Here is a 17,543-nt window from a genome sequence, read left to right as displayed (position 1 = left end):
CCCGGTACCTGATACGGCCGGGGCAGACACCTAGGAGAAGCACCATGCCGAAGCCCACCAAGGGTGCCCGTATGGGCGGCAGCGCCGCGCACGAGAAGCTGATGCTCGCGAACCTCGCGAAGTCGCTGTTCGAGCACGGCCGTATCACCACCACCGAGGCGAAGGCCCGCCGCCTGCGCCCGTACGCCGAGCGTCTGGTCACCAAGGCGAAGAAGGGCGACCTTCACAACCGCCGTCAGGTGCTCCAGGTCATCACGGACAAGAGCGTCGTCCACACGCTCTTCACCGAGATCGGCCCGCGCTACGAGAACCGTCCGGGTGGCTACACCCGCATCACCAAGATCGGCAACCGCCGTGGCGACAACGCGCCCATGGCTGTCATCGAGCTGGTCGAGGCGCTGACGGTGGCGCAGGAGGCGACTGGCGAGGCCGAGGCCGCGACCAAGCGTGCCGCGAAGGACGCCGAGGCTGCCGAGGCTCAGGTCGAGGAGACCAAGGCTGACGACGCCGCCGAGGAGTCCAAGGACGCCTAAGCGTCTGCCGGGGGCTGTGCGCTTGCGGCTGCGGCTGTGCCGTGGCTTGTCGCGCAGTTCCCCGCGCCCCTTCAGGGCGCCCGCGGGTCCGTTCCCTTTCGGGGGCGGGCCCGCTTTTGTGTTGCTGAGAGGATCTGTACGTGAGTGATGAAGCAGCAGCGGGTTACGTTCGTGTCCGTCTTGATCTGTCGTACGACGGGAGCGAGTTCTCCGGGTGGGCCAAGCAGGCCGGGGGGCGGCGGACCGTGCAGGGGGAGATCGAGGACGCCCTGCGGACGGTGACACGGTCGCGGGAGACGTACGAGCTGACCGTGGCGGGGCGTACCGACGCCGGGGTGCACGCCCGCGGGCAGGTCGCTCATGTCGATCTGCCGCGTGAGGTGTGGGCCGAGCACCACCAGAAGCTGCTGAAGCGGCTCGCCGGGCGGCTGCCCCGGGACGTGCGGGTCTGGGCCCTCAGGGAGGCGCCCAGCGGCTTCAACGCCCGCTTCTCGGCGGTGTGGAGGCGGTACGCGTACCGGGTCACCGACAACCCCGGTGGCGTCGATCCGCTGCTGCGCAACCACGTGCTGTGGCACGACTGGCCCCTCGACGTGGACGCCATGAACGAGGCCGCCCACCGGCTGCTGGGGGAGCACGACTTCGCCGCGTACTGCAAGAGGCGGGAGGGCGCCACCACCATCCGCACGCTCCAGGAACTGAGCCTGGTCCGGGGCGAGGACGGGATCATCACCGCCACCGTGCGGGCCGACGCCTTCTGCCACAACATGGTGCGGTCGCTCATCGGGGCGCTGCTGTTCGTGGGGGACGGACACCGGCCCGCCGACTGGCCGGGCAAGGTGCTGGCGGCCGGCGTACGGGACTCGGCCGTGCATGTCGTACGGCCGCACGGGCTGACGCTGGAGGAGGTCGGCTACCCGGCCGACGAACTGCTCGCCGCGCGCAACAAGGAGGCCCGGAACAAGCGGTCGCTGCCGTCGGCGGGGTGCTGCTGACCTGCTTCCGCGGTTCGTCACCGGCCTGCGGCGTTCCAGGTCATGACCAGTTCGGAGAGGGCCTTCGCGGCCTCCTCGGCGTCGTTGCCGTCGCCACGCGCCCTGGGGGAGAGCTCGACGTGGAGGAACCTGCCGTGGTGGCGCTCGGCGGCCCTGCCCTGGACGTTGCTGGTGCCTTCCAGAGGGCAGCGGGCCGACCAGCCGCGGCAGACCCGCAGCCCGTCGGCCTCCATGCCGTCGGCGAGGGCGACGGCCTCATCGAAGGTGCTCCGCGCGGCTCCGGTGGAGAGGACTGCCTCGTAGGGGCGGTGTGACTCCTTGGCGAAGCCGTGCAGCTGAACCCCCGGCACGTCGCGTTTCTGGAGCTCCACGACGATGGCGTGGAACATGCTGTCCCGCTGGTGGGCGACATCGGCGGCGTCCCCTCGGCCCGCCTCGCGGTGCGCGCCGGCCAGGACCAGCGAGCCGCCGGGGTTGTCCTCCAGCAGCCGTACGCCGAGGCGCTCGGTGTCCCGGTCGGAGACGGGGTGCGGAACCTGCGCGTTCCAGCGGACGTCCGAGTCCGCGGTCAGATAGAGGCGCCCCCAGCGTTCGGTCCTGCCCGGACGGGCGGCGGCGATCTCGTCGTACCTGCGGCCGGAGTCGGTGTCGGTGAGGCGGGTGAGCTTCAGGCCGAGGGGGGCGAGCAGTCGTTCGGCCTCCGTGGTGTCGCCGTCCAGGAGATGGCCGACGCTTTCGGCGACGCGGTCGCGCTGGGCGCCGTCCGGCGGGGAGTACGCGTCGTCGGACTCCAACTCGGCCGTGTAGGTGAGGATCCTGCTGCGGAGGTCCACCAGTTCCCGGGCATGCGGAGTGGCATCGTCCGTTGACCGCTCCGTTGACGACTGGCAGCCACACAAGGCCAGGATCAAACCGATTAGAGTCAGAATGTGCGTCAAATGTGACTGCCTTGTGACGGATACGCCCGTGAGGCATGTGAGGTTCATGTGAATATGATGGGGTGACACTTCGTAAACCTCTCCGGATCGCTCGGGCGGTAACCGCTTTCACGGCCATCGCCGTGACGGCCGCGTGCACCTCCGGGGCCTCCACGGCGCAGGTGAAGCCGGGCGGGCGTTCCTTCACCGTGGCGGCCGCCGGTGACGTCCTGATCCATCCCGAGCTGGTGGACCAGGCCGCCAAGGACGCCAAGGAGACCGGCGAGGGAGAGGCCGGGCTGGACTTCGGGCCGTTGCTCGCCGGGATCAAACCGGTCATCAGCAAGGCTGATCTGGCCATCTGTCACATGGAGACGCCCGTCGGAAAGCCACGGGGACCCTTCGAGGGGTACCCGGAGTTCCTCGTCCCGCCGCAGATCCTGACGGCGCTGAAGAACGTGGGCTACGACACCTGCTCGACGGCCTCCAACCACACCTACGACCACGGCCTGGGTGCCGTACGGCGCACCCTGAACGCCATGGACAAGGCCGGCCTCGGGCACACGGGCTCGGCCCGTACGCCCAAGGAGGCGGAACAGGTCAACATCCGTGAGGTCAACGGCGTCAAGGTCGCCCACCTCTCGTTCTCCTGGATGTCGTTCCTCAACCCGACGCCGGACAAGGAGAAGTGGGCGTTCAACCGGATCGACACGGACGCCATCAAGAAGGCCGAGGCCCGGGCGCGCGACAAGGGCGCCGAGGTGGTGATCCTCTCGGTCCACTGGGGGCTCGAGCACTACAACGAACCCAGCGCCCCCCAGCTGGAGCTGGCGGAGCGGCTCACCAAGGAGACCGGGATCGACCTGGTCATCGGGCACCACGCCCATGTGGTGCAGCCGATCCAGAAGGTGAACGGCACCTGGATCGCCTACAGCCTGGGCAACCAGGTCGCCCGTCACTCCTCGCCCACCGGGCTCACCGAGGAGGGCGCGATCGGCTGGTTCGAGTTCCGCGAGACGACCGACGGCTGGGACGTCTCGGCCCGCTACGCCACGACGCTGATGGACATCCCGCCGGAGGTGGAGACCGGCGAGAAGCCGCCCGCCGGCGCCGTCGAGGACCACCGGCTGGTGGACGTGCGCAGGGCGCTCGAGACTCCGGACGACCTCTCCGAGGAGCGGCTGGCCCGCTACCGGCTGGCGGCCGACCGCACGCGCGGTTTCCTGTACAACCGCGGGACGCCGGGGGGCGACGGCCTGAAGGAGCTCACGCTGGAGCGTGACTAGAGCCACAGCACCCGGGGGCGGCGAACGGTACAACCCCGGCCCCTTTCAACAGTCTTGATAAACGGCGGCCCGTCACCCTCCGCGTGAGTGGTGCTCTGTTCGGCTGTCCTTCATCCAGAGAGGCCGGAGGAGACCACCGGTGACACCCACCCGCGCCGTGCGCCCCGCGAAGGGAGGACGGCGGCGCAGTCGGCGACGCGCGGACATGCCGCTGCTGGGCGGCATCCGCCCCCCGATCGCGCTGCTGTGTGTGCTGGTGCTCGCCCTCGCGGGCCTCACCGCCCAAGTGCTCGGCCCCGCCGGTGAACCGGCCGTACCGCAGGCGGTGCTCTCCTCGCAGCAGCACTTCGCCGAGGACGGCGCCATCGCCCTGCGTGCCTCGATCGACGAGCGGGTCACGGACCTGAACCGCACCGCCGCCGCGCTGAACGCGGGGCCGCCGGTGAAACCCGAGCGGATTCTGTCCGACCTGGGCAGGACGTACCAGAAGTGGACGGGCACCACGGTTCTGGACCTGGAGAGCGGCAAGGTGCTGGCCGCCAGGGGGGAAACGATTCCCCTCGGCTGGCTGGACAAGGACGTCCTCACCGGGGACAAGGCCCTCAAGCCCCGCATGGTGCGGCTGGAGACCGGTGACGTACGCCTGATGACCATGGCGGTCCTCGACTTCGAGGGCGGGCCGCAGCAGCTGCTGCTCGCCTCCAACAGCCTGTCCGTGCCCGCCATCAACCTGGGCCCGTTCCGCTCGATGGCGGTCGTCGCCACCGGCGGGGAAATCCTCGCCACGGCCGGGTTCGAGCAGTCCGAGGCGCTCAACTCCGACCAGGAGCGCAAGGAACTCGGCTTCCTCCAGAAGCAGATGAGCGGACTGTCCGCCCGGGCGGCACGGGAGACCGAGCAGGACCCGGTCAGCGCCCGGGAACCGGGCTCCCGCGGTTACCCCGGGGTCAGCGGGACCCTCGTCGGCGAGAACTACAACGGCCGTATCGCCACGGCCGGTTACGCCTCCCTGTCCTCCTCCGACCCGGAGGAGAAGAGCAGCGTCGGCGCGGGGCTCGGGCTCACCGTCGTCGCCCTGCTGCCCGTGGTCCAGCAGGCCGCCGGCCCCGGCCGGGAACTGTACGGGCTGCTGGCGGCCGGAGCCCTGGTGGTGCTCGGACTGCTCGCCGCCGCCGTGCTGTGGGCGACCGTGCAGCGGCCGCTGCTGCGCCTCTTCCTCGAGTCCCGCCGACTGGCCCGTGGCGACCTCACCCGCCCGGTGGCCGTACCCCGCTGGGGCGAGGCCGCGCGCGTCGGCTCCGCCCTGGAGAGGCTGCGCGCGCAGCTGGGCGGCCCGGACGGCGACTCCGGCGGGCGGCAGCGCGTCAAGGGACGGTTCGGGGTGCGCGGGCCGCTCGCACTGACCACCGTCCTGCTGTTGCTGTGGTGCCTGCCCGTCGGCCTCCTGCTGAACCGCACCGACGACTCCGTCAGCATCCCGGCCTCCATGGTCAACGACCAGCGCGACCGCACCGACCTGGTCGCCGACCGGGTGCGCCGGGCGCTCAACGAGGCACAGGCGGACCTGGTCTCCACCTCCCGGCTGATCGACCCGGACGACGCCGGCGCGGGCCGGGCGCTGCTCGAGGAGACCCTGCGCGAGCACACCCGCTACCAGGCGCTGTACCTCCTCGGTGAGGACGGCGATGTGGTCGCCCGCGCGGGGGAGGAGCCGCGCGCCGACTTCGTGGACGGGGACGACCCGCCGCTGGTCCGGGTCACAGGCAAGGGCGGGAAGAAGCCGGTCGTCCAGGCCGCCGCGCCCCTGCCGGACCACAAGGGGATGACCCTGGTCGGCGAGGTCAGGGTCGAGTTCCTCAACTCGCTGCTGAAGCGGCCCGGGCTCGGCGAGGTCCGCGTGGTCGACTCCGAGGCGGAGACGATCGCCGCCAGCGACGGCTTCCTGGCCTTCGAGGAGCTGCCGCGCGACGCGCTCGCCGACCTTGTCCGGGCCGGCAACGTCCACGTCGGCGCCGGCCCCGTCGAGAACGGCCTGCTGATCCGCGAAGGGCGCGGCACCACGGTGGCCGCCGCCGCCCCGTTCTCCGGCGGCGGTGTGGCGGCCGACATCGGCTGGACCGTGGTCAGCTGGCAGAACGCCAAGGACTTCCAGATCACCCCGTACCAGCGCGAGGACCGCAGCGTCCTGGCCGGACTGCTCGGCCTGGCCCTGATCGTCGTCTGCCTCGGCTGGGTGCACCTGGTGGTGGCCCGGCCGATGCGCGCCCTGGCGGCCAGCGCGGAGAAGCTGGCCGACGGCGACCTCAAGTCCGTGCTGTACCCCCGCTACCAGGACGAGGTGGGCGCCGTCATACGCAGCCTCGAACTGCTGCGTCAGCAACTCCAGGCCCGTAAGCAGACCCAGGCGCGCCGGCTCGCGGAGCCGGAAGCCGGCGTTCGGGGAAGGTGACCCAGCCGTGCTCTATCTGTACTTCGTCCTGCTCACCGGCGGTGTGCTGCTGCTCGTGGCGGGCATCGTGGAACAGCGCCGGCACTACGCCAGCCTGCACAGCATCCCCTCGCGTGTGCTCGTGAACGGCATCCGCGGCAAGTCCTCCATCACCCGGCTGTGCGCCGGGGCGCTGCGCGGCGGCGACCTGGTCACCGTGGCGAAGACCACGGGCACCGCGGCCCGGTTCATCCACCCCGACGCCACCGAGGAACCGGTCTACCGCAAGTTCGGCATCGCCAACGTGGTGGAGCAGATCGGCATCGTGCGCCGGGCCGCCACCTACCGGCCCGACGCCCTCGTCATCGAGTGCATGGCCGTCATGCCGGCCCTTCAGGAGGTGAACCAGAGCAAGCTGATCCGCTCCACGATCGGCGTGCTGTGCAACGTCCGCGAGGACCACCTCGCCGAGATGGGACCCACCCTCGACGACGTGGCCCGGTCGCTGTGCCGCTCCATGCCGGAGGGCGGCATCTGCGTCACCGCCGAGAAGGAGCGCTTCCACATCCTCCAGGAGGAGGCCGACGCCCGTAACTGCAAGCTCGTCTACGCGGACCCGGAGACGGTGACCGACGAGGAGCTGCGCGGCTTCAGCTGGTTCACCTTCAAGGAGAACGTCGCGATCGCCCTCGTGGTGGCCGAACTGCTCGGCGTCGAGCGGCGGGTCGCCCTGCAGGGCATGTACGACGCCCCGCCGGACCCGGGCGTGCTGTCCGTCGAGCGCTACGTGACGCCCGAGGGCAAGAAGCTCGCCTTCGCCAACGTCTTCGCGGCCAACGACCCCGAGTCGACGCTGATGAACATCAACCAGCTGCTCGACCTCGGAGCGATCCACCGGCCGCTGAACGTCGTGATCAACTGCCGGCCCGACCGCGTCGAGCGCAACGGGCAGATGGGTGAGATCATCCCCGACCTCGAGCCGGACAACGTGTTCGTGATCGGTCACCCCGCCAAGAGCGCCATCGACGCCATCCCGGCCGAATGGCGCGACCGCGCGGTCGACCTCGGTGGTGAGCGGCGGTCGGCCGACGAGTTCATGCCGGCCCTGCTGGAGCGCATGGCGGCCGACTCCTCCCTCGTCGCCATCGGCAACATCCACGGCCAGGGCGAGGAACTCCTCGAATACCTGGCCGAACTCCCGGCGGACGACTCCGTGCCCGCGGAGGCGGACCGGCCCGCGGACGGCCCCGTGCCGCCGCCCCAGCCGGCGCGCCTGGACCCGTACGCCCCGTACCCCGTGGCCTACGAGGAGCGCTACCAGGCCGCGCAGACCCAGGAGATCCCGGTGGTCCGCTTCCCCGCTCAGCAGCGCCACCCGTCATGGGCCCAGCAGACCGATGGGCACCAGGGGAGTTACGGCCAGGAGCAGGGGCGGTACGCCGCCCCGGTCCAGCAGACCTGGCCGTACGGCGACGACGCGGGCGGCGGTCATCCGTACCCGGCGGCCGACGGCGGTGGGCAGCATCCGCGCCACTGACCTCAGCGGGCGGGGACGACACCCCGCGCCCGCACGCCGACCGCCCCGCACCACGACCCGCACCCGTGCCCGGAGACTCCGTTGACCACCGCCGCCCTGACCCCCGAGATGGCCGCCCTCGGCATCGCCATCGGCCTGTTCTTCTCGTTGCTGTGCTACCTGACCACCAACCTCTCGCCCGGCGGCATGATCACGCCCGGCTGGCTCGCCCTGACCCTCATCGAGGACCTCCAGCGGGCGGCCATGGTGGTCGGCGTCACCGCGCTCACCTACGCGGGCACCAAGGTCATGCAGCGGCTGGTGATCCTCTACGGCAAGCGGCTGTTCGCCGCGGTGGTCCTGCTGGGCGTGCTGCTCCAGGCCACCGTGATGATCGTGCTCTCGCTCGAGTTCCCGCTGCTCTACGGCAACCAGACCCTCGGCTTCATCGTGCCCGGCCTGATCGCGTACCAGATGGTCCGCCAGCCCAAGGGGGCGACGCTGCTGGCGACCGGCACCGTCTCGCTCATGGCCTACATCGTCGTCGCCGCCGGACTGCTGCTCGGCATCATGCCCACCGTCTGAGAACCGCGTCCGGAGATCGACATCCCAGGAGGGAACACATGGCAGGGAAGAAGAAATCGCGGCCGGTCCTCTCAGGCCTCGTGGTGCTGGCGCTCGTCGCCACCTCCGGCTACCTCACCGTGGAGCTCCGCAAGCAGGAGGACGCCGGCGTCCCGGAGATCACGAACGTCGGCGTGCTGGACGGCTCGGACCGGGCCGGCGGCGCGACGAAGGCCCGGGACAAGGGCGGCGAGAGCTGGTCCCGGCTGGAGAACCCGGCCCGCTCCGTGCTGCGCGGTTCCGACGGCAAGGTCAGGGCGGTGTTCACCGACGGGGCCCGCACCGCGACCCTGACCGGGCCGGCCCGCACCTTCGCCGAACCCTCGTCGACGAGCTCCAAGGTCTCCACGACCGACTGGGTGCGCCTCATGCCCGAGCCCTGGAAGAAGGGCGCCGACAAGCAGAAGTGGTTCAAGGACTGGTACGCCGAATACGGCACCAGCAAGGAGGACGACCTGCTGGCCATCGCCTTCCAGTACGTCGCGGGCGCCAAGCAGAAGAAGGACGCGCGGGGCACCGTCTACGCCGGTGACGCCAACTTCGGTCCCCTCAACACGGGCGGTGCGGAGGGCGGGGACCTCCGCCTGGAGCAGTCCGACTTCTACGACTACCTCGGCGTCCCGTACCCCTTCCGGGACGGCGTGATCGGGCAGCCGGAGACGCTGCGCGCCCGGTCCATCGACTGCTCGGGATACATGCGGATGGTGTTCGGCTACCGCGGCCGCTACCCGCTGATGTCCTCGGACGAATCCGGCGACGGCCTGCCGCGCACCGCCAACGGCATGGCCCGCTCCGACCGCGGGACCGACATCCTGCCGCTCACCGGCATCTCGCCCAAGGACCGGCCGACCGGCATCGACCAGCTCCAGCCCGGTGACCTGGTCTTCTTCAAGCTCGACACCCGCACGAAGCAGCGCCTGGACCATGTCGGCATGGTGCTCGGCTACGACACCGAGGGCCACCTGCTCTTCGTATCCAGCCGCGAGGAGGTCAACGGGCCGACCATCGGTGACGTCGGCGGAGTCTCCCGGCTGGACGGCAACGGCTACTACGCCAAGACGCTGCGGAGCGCCAAGAGGCTCTGACCGGACGCGGGCCGCGGCCGGTCATCCGTAGGCCGTGGCCCGTTACCCGTCATCCGTTGGCCGCGGCCGACGCCTGGGCCTGTCCGCGGCGGTGGATCTGACGGAACGTGAACAGGTTCAGGTTGTCGCCCGTGGTGAACACGGCCGTGTCCTGCTCCGTCACGTTCTTGCCGCTGGTGAAGCCGGCGTTGGTGAAGTAGGCGTAGCGGCCGTACGAGTTGCTGGTGGTGCGGCAGACCCCGGACTCGCAGAAGGCCTTCACGCCGCCGCCGGAGAGCGACTTGACGAAGCTCTTCTTGTCGGTCTGGCCCTTGGCCCTGGTGGCCTGTGCCTCGGTGTCGAAGACCGCCACGCCGACCGTCACCGCGATGCCGTCCTTGGAGTAGGTGACGCGTATCAGGCGGGTGCAGTCGTTCGCTGTGAGGATCTTGGAAAGGGTGCCTCCCGAGGCCGACGCGCAGTTCCTCGTGTCAGCGGTCGGGCCCTTCTTGTACACCGTCTCGCCCATGGTCAGCTGGGTGCCGGGAAAGAGCGTGTCCGGGCTGAGCGGAGCCGTGTCCTTCTTCGCGGCGGCGATGAAGTCCTTCGGATCCAGCGGGGGAGGCGCGCTGGTGGGGGCGAACGACGGGGCCGAGGCGGTCTGGCTCGGGATGTCGGGCGAGGGCTGGGAGGCCGGGTTGTTCGCCTGGTTCTCACCACCCGCCGAGACCACGGCCACCGCGACGGCGGCGCCGATCGCGACGGTGGCGAACGCGCCGCCGCCGATCAGCAGCAACCGCCGCCGTTTGTTGCGGGTCTCGGACGCCTCGGCGAGCGCCGCCCAGTCCGGGGACTGGCCGCCCCCGCCGGTCCAGGGCTGCTCCGACTGCGGTTTCCAGGGATCCCACTGGGACTGAGGTCCCCCCTGCCCAAAGCTCATGGGGCGCATCTTAGACGGGACATGGGGTGTGCTGGTCCGCATGGAACGGCTTCGGAAGCCCTAGCGTTCCTCCCATGCGGACGGGCAAAGGCGACATCTCCGGGTGGTTGGGGCGACCCGTGAGCCGGTGTCTGCGGGTGGGGTTCGCGGCGGCGCGCTTGCTGGTGGTCGTGGCGCTGCTGGTGGGGCTGTGGTCATGGCCGTCGGTCGCTGTCGCTGTCGCCGCCGGGGCGCTGCGGGCGTACCGGCGTCCGCGCGGAGGTGGATCGGTGCTGCGGTTGTGCGCCGGGGTGGTCTGCGATGTGCTGCTGTCGTCGGTGTTTCCGTATGTGCGGCCCGTCCGGCGGCGGACCCTGCGGAGGGCCGTCACGCTGTGTGCCGGCCTGTGCGTGTCCGTGGCCGGTCGTCGGCGGTGACCTCCGGGGGGACCCGCGTTTTGACCCTTGTCGCGAGCCCCGGTATTCTGCTTGTTCGTTGTGTATTGGCTTGCTCATTCTCACGGGACGGGCCCTTACACCGGTCCACCGGGCCGATGACCAGCGACCCCACGTACGCGGTATGCGTCGCCGCCGTGCGGTCTAGGCTGTCGTGATCGTTTCGGTGACCTGTTATGGACCATTCACTCGAAGCGAAGGCTACGAACCGTGCGTACGTACAGCCCCAAGCCCGGCGATGTGACGCGCCAGTGGCACGTCATCGACGCTCAGGACGTCGTCCTGGGCCGTCTCGCCTCCACCGCGGCCACCCTTCTGCGGGGCAAGCACAAGCCGATCTACGCGCCGCACGTCGACGCTGGTGACTTCGTCATCATCATCAACGCCGACAAGGTGCACCTCTCCGGCAACAAGCGGACCCAGAAGATGGCCTACCGCCACTCCGGCTACCCGGGTGGTCTGCGCTCCGTCCGTTACGACGAGCTGCTGGACAAGAACCCGGAGAAGGCCATCGAGAAGGCCGTCAAGGGCATGCTCCCGAAGAACTCCCTGGGCCGTCAGATGCTCTCGAAGCTGAAGGTCTACAAGGGTGACCAGCACCCGCACGGCGCGCAGCAGCCGCAGCCGTACGAGATCACCCAGGTCGCGCAGTAAGTCCGGCCACCCCCTAAGACTGAAGAGAATCTGAGGAGAATCGTGGCCGAGACCACTGCCGAGCAGCCGCTCGAAGAGCTTGACATCGACAGCTACACCACCGAGTCCGACGTTCCGGTGGAGGGTGAGTACACCTCCGAGTCCCTCGGTTCGCGTTTCGGTGAGCCCCAGCCGGCCGCCGGCCTGGGCCGTCGCAAGAACGCCATCGCCCGTGTCCGGATCGTCCCCGGCACCGGCAAGTGGAAGATCAACGGTCGCACCCTTGAGGACTACTTCCCGAACAAGGTGCACCAGCAGGAAGTCAACGAGCCGTTCAAGGTTCTCGAGCTCGAGGGCCGCTACGACGTCATCGCCCGCATCGCCGGTGGCGGTGTCTCCGGCCAGGCCGGTGCGCTCCGTCTCGGTGTCGCCCGCGCGCTGAACGAGGCGGACGTCGACAACAACCGCGGCCCGCTGAAGAAGGCCGGCTTCCTCAAGCGCGACGACCGTGCGGTCGAGCGCAAGAAGGCCGGTCTGAAGAAGGCCCGCAAGGCCCCGCAGTACAGCAAGCGCTAAACGCGTCGCCCGTCCTCGCGACTGGCTTCGCACCGATCGCCCCGGCGGCACGCACTGTGCTGCCGGGGCGGTTCGTTTACACAACCCCTACCGCCCCCGGACAGTGTCAGGGGATGTACTTGGGGAGTGAGCCGCACTCTCTTCAGCAATCGGAGGACACCAGTGGGACGACTCTTCGGCACGGACGGTGTGCGCGGTGTAGCCAACGCGGACCTGACGGCGGAGATGGCGCTGGGCCTCTCCGTCGCCGCGGCGCACGTGCTGGCCGAGGCGGGCACCTTCGAGGGGCACCGGCCGACCGCGGTCGTCGGGCGTGACCCGCGCGCGTCCGGGGAGTTCCTGGAGGCCGCCGTGGTCGCGGGCCTGGCCAGCGCCGGTGTGGACGTCCTGCGGGTCGGTGTGCTGCCGACGCCCGCGGTGGCGTACCTGACCGGTTCGCTCGGTGCCGACCTCGGTGTGATGCTCTCCGCGAGCCACAACGCCATGCCCGACAACGGCGTCAAGTTCTTCGCCCGCGGCGGGCACAAGCTCGCCGACGAGCTGGAGGACCGGATCGAGTCCGTCTACGAGGAGCACCGCACCGGCGCCCCGTGGGACCGGCCGACCGGCGCCGGGGTGGGCCGGGTGCGGGAGTACGAGGAGGGCTTCGAGCGTTACGTCGAGCATCTGCTGGGTGCCCTGCCGAACCGGCTCGACGGGCTGAAGATCGTCCTGGACGAGGCGCACGGCGCCGCCGCCCGGGTCTCGCCGGAGGCCTTCCAGCGGGCCGGGGCCGAGGTCGTCACGATCGGTGCCGAGCCGGACGGGCTCAACATCAACGACGGGTGCGGATCGACGCACCTGGACAAGATCAAGGCCGCCGTCGTCGAGCACGGGGCCGATCTGGGCATCGCGCACGACGGGGACGCCGACCGGTGCCTCGCCGTGGACCACACCGGCGAGGAGGTGGACGGGGACCAGATCCTCGCCGTGCTCGCGCTGGCGATGCGGGAGCGCTCCGCGCTGCGGGCCGAGACGGTCGTGGCGACAGTGATGTCCAACCTCGGGTTCAAGCTCGCCATGGAGCGTGAGGGCATCCGGCTCGTGCAGACGGCCGTGGGTGACCGGTACGTGCTGGAGGAGATGAAGGAGCACGGGTTCGCGCTCGGGGGCGAGCAGTCCGGGCACGTGATCGTCCTCGACCATGCCACGACGGGTGACGGAACGCTGACCGGGCTGATGCTGGCGGCTCGGGTCGCCGGGACCGGGCGGTCGCTGCGGGAGCTGGCGGCTGTCATGGAGCGGTTGCCGCAGGTGCTGATCAATGTGCCGGACGTGGACAGGTCCCGGGTGGGGACGTCCTCGGAGCTGGCTTCGGCGGTCGCGGACGCGGAGCGGGAGCTGGGCCCCACCGGGCGGGTGCTGCTGCGTCCCTCCGGGACCGAGCCGCTGGTTCGGGTGATGGTCGAGGCCGCTGACATCGAGCAGGCTCGGTCTGTCGCGGGGCGGCTCGCTGATGCGGTGAAGTCCGCGCTGGGCTGAGGAGCGGGCAGGGGGGTGCGGGCTGCGGTTCGCTGCGGGCCGACCCTTCGTCGAGGCTGGTCGCGCAGTTCCCCGCGCCCCTGAGGGCACTGTCCCACGCGGCCGTTCTCAGACGCGCTGGCGTTGCTTCGCCCAGAACCACTTCTGGGCCAGCAGAGTCGCCGTGCCCGCGATCATGATGCCCAGCAGGTTCAGCAGGAGCTGCTCCGTCGATCCCCAGGTCTGCCTCGTGTCGCCGTAGCTGAGGGCCACGGCCGCGTTCGCGGCGGCCGGGACCGTGGTGACCGAGATGGCCACACCGACCAGGGCGCCGGACTTGGCCGAGGTCAGGGAGAGCGTGCCGGCGATGCCGGCCAGGACCGCCACGACGAAGGAGAACCAGTCGGGCGCGTAGATGAAGTCGGTGTTGGGGCGGTCGGCCCTGAGCTGTTGCTCGCTGAACAGGTCGACCGCGTCCATGAAGAGGCTGAAGCCGACCGTCACCGCCATGGCCACCGCGAAGCCGGCCAGCAGGGCGATCATCGAGCGCATGGCCAGGCCCGGGCGGCGCTGGACGACCGCGGTGCAGACGCCGGCGAGCGGGCCGAACTCGGGTCCGACCGCCATGGCGCCCACGATCAGGATCGCGTTGTCCAGGACCACGCCGCAGGCCGCGATCATCGTGGCGAGCGTGATGAACGCGAGGTAGGTGACCGAGAGGGTCGACTCCTCGTGCGTCGCCTCGCCCAGCTGCTCCCACAGAACCGCGTCCGCGGCCTCGCCCGGGGCGTCGGCCTCCGCCTTGTCGGCCCGTTCGGACAGCGACAGGTCGATGGACTCGACGGCGATGGAACCGCCGGCGTCGATGCCCAGCTCCCGCAGGCCGTTGAGCAGTTCGTCGCCGGCCTCCCGCGCCACGTCGCACATCACCACGTCCCCGGCGGGGTCGCGGGCGGCGTCCGGCAGCACGACGAGGTGGGTGGTGCCGACCGTACTCTCGACCAGTCGCACCACATCGCCGGTCTTTTCGGACGGCGTGATCAGGCGCAGATGAAGCATGGCGACCATCTAACCCGCTTCTCCCGGGTCAGAGCTTGCGCAGGCTCAACCGCTGCACCGTGTGGTCGGGTCCCTTGCGCAGGACCAGGGTGGCCCGGCCGCGGGTCGGAGCGATGTTCTCGACCAGGTTCGGCCGGTTGATCGTGCGCCACATCGTCCGGGCGTAGTCCAGGGCCTCCTCCTCGGAGACCTGCGTGTACTTGCGGAAGTACGAGGACGGGTCCTGGAAGGCGGTCGCGCGCAGTTTGCGGAAGCGGTTGAGATACCAGTGCTCGATGTCCTCGACGCGGGCGTCGACGTACACGCTGAAGTCGAAGTAGTCGGCGAGGCCGACCCGGGTGCGGCCGTCCTTGCCGGGCAGGGCGGGCTGGAGGACGTTCAGGCCCTCGACGATCAGGATGTCGGGGCGGCGGACCGTGAGCTTCCTGTCCGGGACGATGTCGTAGATCAGGTGGGAGTAGACGGGGGCCGTGACCTCGTCCTTGCCGGCCTTGATGTCGGCGACGAACCGGGTCAGCGCCCGGCGGTCGTAGGACTCGGGGAAGCCCTTCCGCGACATCAGGCCGCGGGCCTGGAGCTCCTCGGTCGGCAGCAGGAAGCCGTCGGTGGTGACCAGCTCGACACGCGGGTGCTCAGGCCAGCGCGAGAGGAGGGCCTGGAGGAGGCGGGCGACCGTCGACTTCCCCACCGCGACCGAGCCGGCCACCCCTATGACGAACGGGGTGCCGGACTGCGAGCCCTGCTCGCCCAGGAAGGTGTTGAGCGCACCTCTGAGGCCGTCCGTGGCACCGACGTAGAGATTGAGAAGCCTGGACAGCGGGAGGTAGATGTCCCGCACCTCGTCGAGGTCGATGACGTCGCCGAGGCCGCGCAGCTTCTCGACCTCCTCGGCCGTCAGCGGCAGCGGCGTCTTGTCGCGCAGCGCGCTCCACTCGGCACGGGTGAGGTCGACGTAGGGAGTCGCCTCCGGCCGCTGCCGGTGGGCGCTCCGGGGCATCGAGGAGACCGGAGAGATCACAGTCCATTGTTACGGGCGTACGAACGGACCGTGAGGTGGGATCGGTCACGCGGGGTTCACGGTCCCTCCCGTTTGAGCCAAAGGTGAGCAACGAGAGGAATGTCAGTGGTGTGCGTCACAGTTGTGGGAGAGGTGGGCCCAGGCCGGGGCTCACCGACGCCGAGGGGTGACCCATGACGTATGCGATAGAGGCGGAAGGCCTGGTCAAACGGTTCAAGGAGACCGAGGCGCTGGCCGGTGTGGACCTGGCGGCCCGCAAGGGCACGGTGCTCGGCCTGCTGGGTCCCAACGGCGCCGGGAAGACGACCGCCGTGCGGATCTTCGCGACGCTGCTCCGGCCCGACCGGGGCAGGGCCCACGTGGCCGGCCACGACGTGGTCCGGGAGGCCGGGGTGGTGCGGGCCATGGTCGGGCTGACCGGCCAGTACGCGGCGGTCGACGAGAACCTGACCGGCACGGAGAACCTGCTCCTCATCGGCCGTCTGCTGGGCCTGCCGAGGCGGGAGGCGAAGGCCCGGGCGGGTGAGCTGCTGGAGCGGTTCCAGCTGACGCACGCGGCCACGCGGGCCGCGAAGACCTTCTCCGGAGGCATGCGCCGGCGGCTGGACCTCGCGGCCAGCCTGGTCGGCCGGCCCAGCGTCCTCTTCCTCGACGAGCCGACCACCGGTCTCGACCCGCACAGCCGCGGTGAGCTGTGGGACCTGCTGCGCGGCCTGGTCGCGGACGGCGCGACCGCGCTGCTGACCACGCAGTACCTGAACGAGGCCGATGTGCTGGCCGACGACATCGTGGTGATCGACAAAGGCCGGGTGATCGCCGAGGGCACACCGGACCGGCTCAAGGCGCAGGTCGGCGGGCAGGTGCTGGAGCTGCGACCGATCCTCGGGCAGGACCTGGTGCGGGCGCACGCGCTGGTGGCCGGCGCGGCCGGTCCCGAGGCCCGGATCGAGGGCGAGATGATCACCGCGCCGGTGAAGGACCCCGAGCTGATGCCGGCCGTGGTGCGCGCGCTGGACCGGGAGGGAATCGCGGTGGGCGAGCTGGCCCTGCGCCGTTCCTCGCTCGACGAGGTCTTCCTCGCGCTGACCGGTCACCGCGCCGAGCCGGGCGAGCAGGAGGAGGACGGCGACGCCCCCGCCCGGGAGGACCAGGAGCTGGAGAAGGTGGTGAGCCGGTCATGACCGCCACCACCGTCACCGCGCCCGTCACCACGTCGGGCCGGGTGCCGGCCCTCGCAGGGCTGCGGCAGACCTTCACCATGGCCTGGCGGAGCCTGGTCGCCGTCAAGCACAACCCGCTCGAACTGGTCGACTACAGCATCACGCCGATCATGTTCGTGTTCCTGTTCACCTACGTACTGGGCGGGCAGATGGCCGGGTCGCCCGAGGCGTACCTGAAGTACGCGCTGCCCGGGATCATCGTGCAGAACACCCTGTTCATGACGATGTACACGGCGATGGCGCTCAACACCGACCTCACCAAGGGAGTCTTCGACCGGCTGCGCAGCCTGCCGATCGCCCGTTCCGCCCCGCTGATCGGGCGGATCACGGCCGACCTCGCGAAGCACGTGTGGGCGCTGCTGCTGATGATCGGTCTCGGACTGCTGCTCGGCTTCCGGGTCACGGGCGGGTTCGGCGGATTCCTGCTCGGCACGCTGCTGGTGGTGGTGTTCGCCGCGGCGGTGTCGTGGAGCGCGGTACTGATCGGGATGCTGGCGGGGGACGCGGAGAAGGTGCAGGCGTTCGCCTTCACCCTCATCTTCCCGATCACCTTCACGAGCAGCGCGTTCGTCGTGGTCGACACCATGCCGGGCTGGCTCCAGGCGTGGAGCGACGTCAATCCGGTCACGCATCTGTCCGACGCGTTCCGGGGGCTGCTGCTCGGTGGGGCGGTGGCGGAGCCGGTGATGTGGTCGTTGGTCTGGGCGGCCGGGATCGCGCTGGTGTTCTATCCGCTGGCCATGCGGGCCTACCGGGCGAAGGTGTGAGCAACGCCGGGGAGCGGGCCGGCTCCTTGCCCT

General features: G+C 70.3%; 17 protein-coding genes. 13 read left to right on the top strand and 4 right to left on the bottom strand.

What is annotated here, in order from left to right:
- Positions 1 to 44 precede the first annotated feature (44 nt).
- Both rplQ and truA read left to right on the top strand, forming a co-directional pair.
- Positions 45 to 533, top strand: a complete 489-nt coding sequence (gene rplQ / locus IE212_RS02165) for a 50S ribosomal protein L17 (RefSeq protein WP_190195933.1) — start codon at positions 45 to 47, stop codon at positions 531 to 533.
- A gap of 140 nt (positions 534 to 673) precedes the next feature.
- Entirely contained in the window at positions 674 to 1,528 is an 855-nt protein-coding gene (gene truA / locus IE212_RS02160) for a tRNA pseudouridine(38-40) synthase TruA (RefSeq protein ID WP_190195932.1), read from the top strand.
- 17 nt (positions 1,529 to 1,545) lie between these two features.
- On the opposite strand, the gene IE212_RS02155 is transcribed toward truA, so the two are convergent.
- Positions 1,546 to 2,361: a hypothetical protein gene (locus IE212_RS02155; RefSeq protein WP_308430168.1), complete on the bottom strand. Its 816-nt coding sequence runs from the start codon at positions 2,359 to 2,361 to the stop codon at positions 1,546 to 1,548.
- 227 nt (positions 2,362 to 2,588) lie between these two features.
- Between IE212_RS02155 and IE212_RS02150 the strand changes: the two genes are divergently transcribed.
- The 5 genes from IE212_RS02150 to IE212_RS02130 all read left to right on the top strand — a co-directional run bounded on the left by IE212_RS02150 (position 2,589) and on the right by IE212_RS02130 (position 9,384).
- Entirely contained in the window at positions 2,589 to 3,731 is a 1,143-nt protein-coding gene (locus IE212_RS02150) for a CapA family protein (RefSeq protein WP_229863990.1), read from the top strand.
- A 205-nt stretch (positions 3,732 to 3,936) separates the two neighbouring features.
- Positions 3,937 to 6,180, top strand: a complete 2,244-nt coding sequence (locus IE212_RS02145) for a HAMP domain-containing protein (RefSeq protein WP_190196163.1) — start codon at positions 3,937 to 3,939, stop codon at positions 6,178 to 6,180.
- Positions 6,181 to 6,187: 7 nt separating this feature from the next.
- Positions 6,188 to 7,696 (top strand): poly-gamma-glutamate synthase PgsB, encoded by a 1,509-nt coding sequence (gene pgsB, locus IE212_RS02140; protein WP_190195931.1) that lies wholly within the window; start codon positions 6,188 to 6,190, stop codon positions 7,694 to 7,696.
- Between the two features lie 81 nt (positions 7,697 to 7,777).
- Positions 7,778 to 8,260, top strand: a complete 483-nt coding sequence (locus IE212_RS02135; RefSeq protein ID WP_190195930.1) for a poly-gamma-glutamate biosynthesis protein PgsC/CapC — start codon at positions 7,778 to 7,780, stop codon at positions 8,258 to 8,260.
- A 38-nt stretch (positions 8,261 to 8,298) separates the two neighbouring features.
- Positions 8,299 to 9,384 (top strand): NlpC/P60 family protein, encoded by a 1,086-nt coding sequence (locus IE212_RS02130; RefSeq protein WP_190195929.1) that lies wholly within the window; start codon positions 8,299 to 8,301, stop codon positions 9,382 to 9,384.
- Between the two features lie 49 nt (positions 9,385 to 9,433).
- Here IE212_RS02130 and IE212_RS02125 read toward each other — a convergent pair whose 3' ends face one another.
- Positions 9,434 to 10,303 (bottom strand): hypothetical protein, encoded by an 870-nt coding sequence (locus IE212_RS02125; protein WP_190195928.1) that lies wholly within the window; start codon positions 10,301 to 10,303, stop codon positions 9,434 to 9,436.
- Between the two features lie 74 nt (positions 10,304 to 10,377).
- On the opposite strand from IE212_RS02125, the gene IE212_RS02120 reads away from it, so the two are divergent.
- The 4 genes from IE212_RS02120 (at position 10,378) to glmM (ending at position 13,467) form a co-directional block, all read left to right on the top strand.
- On the top strand, positions 10,378 to 10,719 hold the full coding sequence (locus tag IE212_RS02120) for a hypothetical protein (RefSeq protein ID WP_190195927.1): 342 nt from the start codon (positions 10,378 to 10,380) through the stop codon (positions 10,717 to 10,719).
- A 228-nt stretch (positions 10,720 to 10,947) separates the two neighbouring features.
- Positions 10,948 to 11,391, top strand: a complete 444-nt coding sequence (gene rplM, locus IE212_RS02115) for a 50S ribosomal protein L13 (protein WP_031118775.1) — start codon at positions 10,948 to 10,950, stop codon at positions 11,389 to 11,391.
- A gap of 42 nt (positions 11,392 to 11,433) precedes the next feature.
- Positions 11,434 to 11,946, top strand: a complete 513-nt coding sequence (gene rpsI / locus IE212_RS02110; RefSeq protein WP_190195926.1) for a 30S ribosomal protein S9 — start codon at positions 11,434 to 11,436, stop codon at positions 11,944 to 11,946.
- Between the two features lie 162 nt (positions 11,947 to 12,108).
- Positions 12,109 to 13,467 carry a phosphoglucosamine mutase gene (gene glmM / locus IE212_RS02105; protein WP_190195925.1) on the top strand — a complete coding sequence of 453 codons (1,359 nt, stop codon included), beginning with the start codon at positions 12,109 to 12,111 and terminating at the stop codon, positions 13,465 to 13,467.
- Positions 13,468 to 13,575: 108 nt separating this feature from the next.
- Here the strand turns inward: glmM and IE212_RS02100 are convergent, their stop codons facing one another.
- The gene (locus IE212_RS02100) at positions 13,576 to 14,505 is read right to left on the bottom strand and encodes a DUF389 domain-containing protein (protein WP_190196162.1); all 930 of its coding nucleotides are present in this window, start codon (positions 14,503 to 14,505) and stop codon (positions 13,576 to 13,578) included.
- Between the two features lie 28 nt (positions 14,506 to 14,533).
- Positions 14,534 to 15,502, bottom strand: a complete 969-nt coding sequence (coaA, locus tag IE212_RS02095; protein ID WP_190196161.1) for a type I pantothenate kinase — start codon at positions 15,500 to 15,502, stop codon at positions 14,534 to 14,536.
- A gap of 194 nt (positions 15,503 to 15,696) precedes the next feature.
- On the opposite strand from coaA, the gene IE212_RS02090 reads away from it, so the two are divergent.
- Positions 15,697 to 16,704 carry an ATP-binding cassette domain-containing protein gene (locus IE212_RS02090; protein ID WP_190195924.1) on the top strand — a complete coding sequence of 336 codons (1,008 nt, stop codon included), beginning with the start codon at positions 15,697 to 15,699 and terminating at the stop codon, positions 16,702 to 16,704.
- Positions 16,701 to 17,510: an ABC transporter permease gene (locus IE212_RS02085; RefSeq protein ID WP_190195923.1), complete on the top strand. Its 810-nt coding sequence runs from the start codon at positions 16,701 to 16,703 to the stop codon at positions 17,508 to 17,510. The genes IE212_RS02090 and IE212_RS02085 overlap by 4 nt, the downstream gene beginning before the upstream one ends.
- Positions 17,511 to 17,543: the final 33 nt, after the last annotated feature.

The organism is Streptomyces djakartensis (genome assembly GCF_014651075.1).
Lineage (GTDB): Bacteria > Actinomycetota > Actinomycetes > Streptomycetales > Streptomycetaceae > Streptomyces > Streptomyces djakartensis.
The sequence above is the reverse complement of the archived record's forward strand: the minus strand, read 5'-3'. Positions and strand labels throughout refer to the sequence as shown.